Source organism: Aminiphilus sp. (assembly GCF_029975095.1).
Lineage (GTDB): Bacteria > Synergistota > Synergistia > Synergistales > Aminiphilaceae > Aminiphilus.
The window spans coordinates 1-6,551 of the sequence record NZ_JARKPW010000047.1; the positions used below are offsets into that span (position 1 = coordinate 1).

The window sequence follows — 6,551 nt, forward strand, 5'->3', positions numbered from 1 at the left end:
TTCAACATTGTCGTCGCTGATGTCGAAGAGATACACAAGCAACCGCGTCCGCTCAACGTGTCTGAGGAAATCGTGTCCGAGCCCCCGATTTTCACTCGCGCCCTCAATAAGTCCTGGAATGTCCGCAATGACAACACGGTCATCTTCCATAGGCAGAACACCCAGGTTGGGAGTCAGAGTGGTAAAAGGGTAACTCGCAATTTTCGGTTGTGCATTCGAGAGGGCAGCCAGAAGGCTCGATTTTCCGGCATTTGGTAAACCCACGAGTCCGACATCGGCAATGAGCTTGAGTTCAAGCCGAATGGTGCGCGTTTCCCCCGGTTCGCCCTTCTCGGCAAAGCGAGGCGTTTTCCTCACCGCGTTCGCGAAATGAGCGTTGCCTCTTCCGCCTCTTCCACCTCGGGCTGCGAGAAACCTGTCTCCGGGTTCCGTCAAGTCCGCGAGAGGTGTCTCTTCACTTCCTTTTTCAAAGACAAGGGTACCACAAGGGACATGGATGACGCTATCTTTTCCGCGGCGCCCATGCTGCTTCTTTCCCTTCCCCCGCTCACCGTCGATTGCAGAAAAAAGATGGCGATGTTCAAAATCCGCAAGAGTGTGGAGACTTCTGGTGGCTTCAAGGAAAACACTACCTCCATGTCCTCCGTTTCCTCCATCGGGCCCCCCGCGAGGTACGAATTTTTCCCGGCGAAAACTCATACACCCATCTCCGCCCTTGCCTGCACGAAGGGTAAGTATTGCTTTATCGATAAATTTCATAGAAAACCGCCCACTCCCACTCGTTTTTCTCCAAAGAAAAAGAAAAAAGGGACCACACACATGGCGGCCCCATAACACAGTTTCCGTTGTGTCCAAGCCAGGTCATTCTCCAGAGGTTACTCTACTTCCAGAGACACGGGAGCAATACTGACGACTTTGCGATTGCCCTTCGTTTGAAAACGAACAATCCCTTCTTCAAGGGCAAAGAGGGTATAATCCCTGCCGCAACCGACGTTCTTTCCCGGGTGAATAGTAGTTCCCCGCTGGCGGACAAGGATATTCCCCGCAAGAACGAATTGGCCGTCCTGTCGTTTGATGCCCAACCGCTTTCCAATTGTGTCACGTCCGTTCGTACTACTGCCCTGCCCCTTTTTATGCGCGAAAAGCTGAAGGTTGAAAATCCGCATGGTGATCCTCCTCTATGATCCGTACCATCTCCGGATATCCGGCGGCGATGCCATACATGCTTCTCACAATAGACTCCGCGAGCACTGCGACACAAGGATGGTCTCCATCGTGCCAACGGATGGACATCATTCCATTCTTTTCGTCACACACCACGTCAGCGTTTCGGAGGCCGATCACATCCTCCAGGCCTACTTGGAGGCATTGCATAAGAACCGATACGCCGGCACAAACAATGTCTTGGCCTGACGGAGCATACCCTGTATGTCCTTCGGCTATGACGGCTGCAATGGCTCCTTCCCGTCGGAAAACACGTACAGTCGTCATTTTTATAGGGACTACTCTACATCAATGCCTTCGATTTTCACTTGAGTGAACTGCTGCCGATGGCCCCGAAATCTTCGAATGTTTTTTTTGCGGCGGTATCTGAAGACCATCACTTTCGGATCCTTGCCATGTGCCAAGACAGTTCCGCGCACAGAGGCTCCTTGGACAAAAGGCGTTCCCACCGCTACCGTTGCGTCGTCTTTCTGGACAAAGAGAATCTTCTCAAGGCGAAGCGCCTCGCCCTCGGCGAGTTGAAGGTGATCGATCTTGACGACATCTCCCGGAGCAACACGATACTGCTTGCCGCATGCTTCAACAATTGCGTACATGAACAGTCTGTCCCCTTTCCGCTGGGATTTTTCAGGTGATCCGAAAGGATTCTTTTGCACCTGTCCCATGCGCATACGAATACCAACCTAGGCATTTTACGAATACCTGTCCTCTCCGTCAAGTTTTTTTTGCGGTTTCCTCGTGAGCGGTTTCCTCGTGACTTGTTCCTTATACGGAGCCCGACGATCATGTACGCAGAGCTTCTCTGGATTCCGGCCGTGAAAAGAATTTGGAACTGTCGTATGTCTGATGATCACAAGCGGGAAAACTGGACTTGACGAGTGGAGAAAGACATGATAAACTGCCCATCGTTGACAAAAACACCATTTTACCGGAGTAAACAGTAACCAAGGAGGAGATAGCGGTCATGCGGTTTGGTCGCGAAGCGTTTCTTGCAATGAACACAGGTGAGGTTTGTCTCGATAAGAATGAGAATCCCTTCGACCTTCCTCCCTCTCCGAGAGAAGAGATTCGGGATCTCCTTTCAACGATTACTTTGAATCGTTATCCTGATCCGGAATATCGATCTCTCCGAGAGGCTTTGGCGGGATACGTGGATGTGGATGCAAACCAACTTGTCGTGGGCAACGGCGGCGATGAGATTCTTTTTCTCTGCTTTCTCGCTTTCGTCAAACCCGGGGATGTGGTCCTTCGTCTGCATCCTTCCTTTTCGCAGTATTCCCATCTGATTCGGGTGTTCGGGGCTTGCGAGAGGACTGTTCCCGTCGAACTGGATTCACGGCAGGGAACGTTTCGCATCGACGAAGAGGCGCTTTTAGATGCCGTCGCCGCGTCGTCGCCGAAACTCGTTCTTCTTGACAGTCCCAACAATCCTACTGGATTTTCCATGGAACCGGAATCTCTGGCGAGATTCGCCAGGCTTTCCCCATGTCCTGTCGTCCTTGACGAGGCATACATTGAGTTCGGCGGTCCATCTGTTCTGGATATTTTCAAAAAGGAAGGATTTCCCAGTCACGCGCTCGTTCTCCGCACCCTTTCCAAAGCGTGGGGACTTGCAGGAATCCGCCTGGGCTATTCTGTCTCCGGGGAAAGCCTCTGCAAGGCACTGAACGACGTGCGCGGTCCTTTCAATGTGAATGTCCTCACCCAGGAAATCGCGAAGATTCTTCTCCACTACAGAGAATGGATGGAAAGCCGCGTTTACAGTATCCGCTACATGAGAGATCGTTTTGTGGAGAGCATGGCGCGAATTCCCGGATGGGAGGCATTTCCCAGTGACGGAAATTTTGTTTTACTGCGCACCACGGCCGAAGAACGCTTCGCCCGTTCTCTTTTCGAACGGGCAGGTATTCGGGTGAAATTCCTCAACGATCTTCCCTGGGAAGGAACATGGCTTCGCATCACCGTCGGCCGCGAGGAAGACATGCGGGCCGTTCTGGATGAGTGCAGCCAGGCATGTGTCGGCGGCGAAGAGGAGCACCTCCTTTCGGCGAGTGCTTTGGCGTAAGGAAGTGTGATTCGCTGTGCATGCTCCACTTTACCGTTGTGATCCTTGAACCTCTCCGGAGTATGTGCTAGAATGCGGTGAAAGGAAATAGGATGACCTGATTTCTGGAACACACGGAGGAGGAATCCTGCATGGCGGAAAAGTGGAAGGATCGTTTGACGGATCAACTATGTAATGCTTTTTTATCGCTGGAAAACCCGGAGGAAGTGTACAGTTTCCTGGAGGATATTGCCACTATAGGCGAAATTCGGGCTTTGGCGCAACGTCTGGAGGTCGCACGTCTTCTGAGCGAGGGATACACCTACCCCCAGATTGCGCAGCAAACGGGAGCCAGCACCGCTACGATCAGCCGCGTCAAGAAATTTCTCGAGTATGGCGCGGATGGATACAAGCTCGTTCTTGAGAGAATGAAGGAAGAAAAGTAGATTTTGCAGGAGAAATGCCGTTTTCCGAAAAACGTTCCGCGGCTTTTTCCCGAAGGAGCAAAAATGCTCGCGACGCACAAGAAAACCGTGCACAAAGACCGGAGGAGTTCCTCCGGTCTTTGTGCACGGTTTTCTTGTGAGGAGTTTCAAACGACAATGAGTCAGGATCGCGTTCTGTTTCGAATGGCGATCCGGGCCAAAAAATTCTCCTTTGCGGTCATCGCTCCGGGGGGACACATTTCGTGGCAGCAGAGACAGGAAACGCAGCGATTCGAGTCGATGACGGGATAGCCTTCCCGTAGCTCGATGGCATTCACTGGACACACGGTGGCACAGATACCGCAGCGGACACAGCGCTCCCGCTGAAGAAGCGGCCTGACTTTGACGAGTCCGTGCACAGCACCTCGTAAAAACGTAGGAATCCAGCGGATATTTCCCGGAGCGCGCTTGAACCCAGGGCAGCGGATCTGTTCCCAAGATGCTCCCCGGAGATGTATTGCCTCAAGAGAACCCGGACCTATGCCGCGTTTATGGGCAACGCGCAAAAGTGGAATGGAGAAAGGGTCCTGATATCCCATCATCCACGCCGCCACCGCATCAATGGCGAGAGCATTTTTCCCGGCGAGAATCCAACCGAGGTGGCGAGGCGTTCCGTGGGATGGCCCCTTCCCCTCCATGGCGATCACGGCATCAAGAAGATGGAATTCCGGCGGGCGGATTTCGAAGATATCGAGGATAGCATGACAAAGATGTTCGTCCGACCTGGAGGCGTGTGCACTTTTTCTCGTCGCCGTGTCCGCAATGCCGAAGATGTTTTTCAGGCATCCCGTCATCTCCGTCTCCACGTGTGTTTTCAGCTTGGCTGCGTTGATGACGGTCGTCGCCTCCAGATAGGTGCGCGAAATGCGCATGGACGAGAGAAGGGCCTTCCCTTTTGCTACATTGACGAGTCCTCGTTCGGAAAGCAAGTCCACCTTGGCGAGTCCGGAACGTTCCAGTTCCACCATGCCGCTCCTGGCGAGAAGCATTTCCTTTTGATGGCTGAAAATGTAGCCGGGGTTGTCCGCGACAAGGAGTTCTTGTATTTCCGGATTGCTCGCCTTCAGGGAGTGAATTGCACCTCGAAGAACAGCCGGGTGCGTTGTCACCGCGTCTTCCGGGCTTCGGGGTGCGAGGATGTTTGCCTTGAAGAGAACATTTCCGGAAATGAGAGGCCATCCACCTGCATGCGTGACGGCGCTGTCCACGGCGGTACGGACCTTTTCCGGCCCGTAGTCCTGGCAGGGAGCGATACCGACAAGATACGGGACCGCGTCAGTCACGGGCAAACCCGTCTCCTTTCCCCGTCTTGCAAAGCAGACGAAGGGGACATTCCTTACAGGCTGGTTTTCTGGCGCCGCAAACATGGCGTCCGTGTTCGATGAAGTTGAGGTGTGCGCCACGGTAGCGTTCCTTCGGGACATACTGCTCCATGATGCGTGAAATGTCTTCCGGAGTTGTTCCGGGCAAAACGAAACCGATACGGATGCAGAGCCGCGCTATATGTGTGTCCACTGGAAAGGCGGGCATGTCCAGGTCGAAGACAAGAACGCACGCGGCGGTCTTTGCTCCTACACCGGGGAGTGCTTCAAGATAGGCTCTTGCCTTCTCGGGATTCCACTCTCGCAAGGAAGAGAGGCTGAAATCGCCGAAAGTCTCAAGGGTCAGCGAGAGCAGGTGGGTGATCCGCTTCGCTTTCGTCGGTCCCAACCCTGCCGGACGGATTGCCTCTTCCAGATGCTCCGTCGGTGCCTCGTGCACTTCTTTCCAGGAGGGAAAACGCTGCTTGAGGCGCAGGAAAGCCGTGTCTCTGTTTCTGTCGTTTGTATTCTGGGAGAGGACCGTAAGGATCAATCCGTCCAAAGGGTCCTCGGTGGAGACGAAGTGAGGATTCGCCTCCATGCCCCAGCTTTCCTCAAGAATGTCGAGAACCTGTGCTACCCATTTCCGGGAGAGGCCTTTGCCCCGTTTTGCCAGGAAACGCTTTTCTCCTCTATTCGACATTGTCCGTGTCGTCATCGTCATCCTGTCGGTCCGTTGTTTCTCCGGCGTCTTCCTCGTTATTGGCGCTTGTTTTCGCAGACGTTCCGCCGTTGGTCTCCCCCAATTCCTTCTTGAGTACGGAGGCTCGTTTCAGCCATTCCTTGAGGCGTTTCTTCACTTTGCCGTGGATGCACTCCTCAGGGTACTCTCCATCGTCACCAGGGGTCCCTGCGGGCACACCCGTCAGTATTTCGATGCCCTCTCCGATATTGGATACGGCCCAGACGGAGAAGTCGCCGTTTCGTACTGCTTCGACGACTTCGTGGTGCAGCATGAGGTGTTGCACGTTTTGCACTGGAACCAGTACACCCTGATCTCCGGTGAGCCGCCGTGCCTTACAGTAGCGATAGAAGCCCTCGATTTTCTCGTTGGCGCCTCCGATGGGTTGAATGTTGCCGAACTGATCCACGGAGCCCGTTACGGCAATGCCCTGTCGGATGGGGACACCGGAAAGGGCGGAAAGCAGGCAGTACAGCTCCGTCGAGGAAGCACTGTCGCCTTCGATGCCGTCGTAGGTCTGCTCGAAGGCGATGCGAGCCGACAGCGCGAGGGGAATGTCTTGGGCATACGTACGTCCGAGATAGCTGCTCAGCGTCAGTAATCCCTTGTTGTGGATAGGACCGGTCATTTTGACTTCGCGTTCGATGTTGACAACGCCCTCCTGTCCCATGAAGACGTTGGCGGTGATCCGCACCGGCTGACCAAAGGCGTGATCACGCATATCGATGACGGTCAGGCCATTGACCTGCCCGACC

General features: G+C 54.1%; 9 protein-coding genes. 2 read left to right on the forward strand and 7 right to left on the reverse strand.

Translation table 11 applies throughout. The annotated features are described in order from the left end of the window. The 4 genes from cgtA to rplU all read right to left on the reverse strand — a co-directional run. Positions 1–759: Obg family GTPase CgtA (gene cgtA, locus Q1K49_RS02930; protein ID WP_300522599.1), on the reverse strand; the 759-nt coding region annotated here is incomplete at its 3' end. Positions 760–875: 116 nt separating this feature from the next. Then, the gene (gene rpmA, locus Q1K49_RS02935) at positions 876–1,166 is read right to left on the reverse strand and encodes a 50S ribosomal protein L27 (protein ID WP_300522602.1); all 291 of its coding nucleotides are present in this window, start codon (positions 1,164–1,166) and stop codon (positions 876–878) included. After that, positions 1,132–1,491 (reverse strand): ribosomal-processing cysteine protease Prp, encoded by a 360-nt coding sequence (locus Q1K49_RS14840; protein WP_366146033.1) that lies wholly within the window; start codon positions 1,489–1,491, stop codon positions 1,132–1,134. Before Q1K49_RS14840 ends, rpmA begins: the two co-directional genes overlap by 35 nt. An 11-nt stretch (positions 1,492–1,502) precedes the next feature. After that, the gene (rplU, locus tag Q1K49_RS02940) at positions 1,503–1,895 is read right to left on the reverse strand and encodes a 50S ribosomal protein L21 (RefSeq protein WP_366146034.1); all 393 of its coding nucleotides are present in this window, start codon (positions 1,893–1,895) and stop codon (positions 1,503–1,505) included. Positions 1,896–2,188: 293 nt separating this feature from the next. Between rplU and Q1K49_RS02945 the strand changes: the two genes are divergently transcribed. Both Q1K49_RS02945 and Q1K49_RS02950 read left to right on the forward strand, forming a co-directional pair. Continuing rightward, the gene (locus tag Q1K49_RS02945) at positions 2,189–3,289 is read left to right on the forward strand and encodes a histidinol-phosphate transaminase (RefSeq protein ID WP_300522605.1); all 1,101 of its coding nucleotides are present in this window, start codon (positions 2,189–2,191) and stop codon (positions 3,287–3,289) included. A 131-nt stretch (positions 3,290–3,420) separates the two neighbouring features. Further along, complete coding sequence (locus tag Q1K49_RS02950) at positions 3,421–3,714, forward strand: YerC/YecD family TrpR-related protein (RefSeq protein WP_029166484.1); 294 nt, start codon at positions 3,421–3,423, stop codon at positions 3,712–3,714. 161 nt (positions 3,715–3,875) lie between these two features. Here the strand turns inward: Q1K49_RS02950 and Q1K49_RS02955 are convergent, their stop codons facing one another. From Q1K49_RS02955 to Q1K49_RS02965, 3 genes are all read right to left on the reverse strand, one after another. Continuing rightward, positions 3,876–5,036: a DUF362 domain-containing protein gene (locus Q1K49_RS02955; RefSeq protein ID WP_300522610.1), complete on the reverse strand. Its 1,161-nt coding sequence runs from the start codon at positions 5,034–5,036 to the stop codon at positions 3,876–3,878. After that, positions 5,029–5,772 (reverse strand): endonuclease III, encoded by a 744-nt coding sequence (gene nth, locus Q1K49_RS02960; RefSeq protein WP_300522612.1) that lies wholly within the window; start codon positions 5,770–5,772, stop codon positions 5,029–5,031. Before nth ends, Q1K49_RS02955 begins: the two co-directional genes overlap by 8 nt. Then, positions 5,747–6,551: S16 family serine protease (locus Q1K49_RS02965; RefSeq protein ID WP_300522615.1), on the reverse strand; the 805-nt coding region annotated here is incomplete at its 5' end. The genes Q1K49_RS02965 and nth, both read right to left, overlap by 26 nt.

What these genes read in the sequence shown, in the direction of transcription:
- Q1K49_RS02950 (WP_029166484.1), top strand. Translation starts at nt 3,421, where the DNA reads ATGGCGGAAAAGTGGAAGGATCGTTTGACGGATCAACTATGTAATGCT.
- nth (WP_300522612.1), bottom strand. Translation starts at nt 5,772, where the DNA reads ATGACGACACGGACAATGTCGAATAGAGGAGAAAAGCGTTTCCTGGCA.
- Q1K49_RS14840 (WP_366146033.1), bottom strand. Translation starts at nt 1,491, where the DNA reads ATGACGACTGTACGTGTTTTCCGACGGGAAGGAGCCATTGCAGCCGTC.
- rpmA (WP_300522602.1), bottom strand. Translation starts at nt 1,166, where the DNA reads ATGCGGATTTTCAACCTTCAGCTTTTCGCGCATAAAAAGGGGCAGGGC.
- Q1K49_RS02945 (WP_300522605.1), top strand. Translation starts at nt 2,189, where the DNA reads ATGCGGTTTGGTCGCGAAGCGTTTCTTGCAATGAACACAGGTGAGGTT.
- rplU (WP_366146034.1), bottom strand. Translation starts at nt 1,895, where the DNA reads ATGCGCATGGGACAGGTGCAAAAGAATCCTTTCGGATCACCTGAAAAA.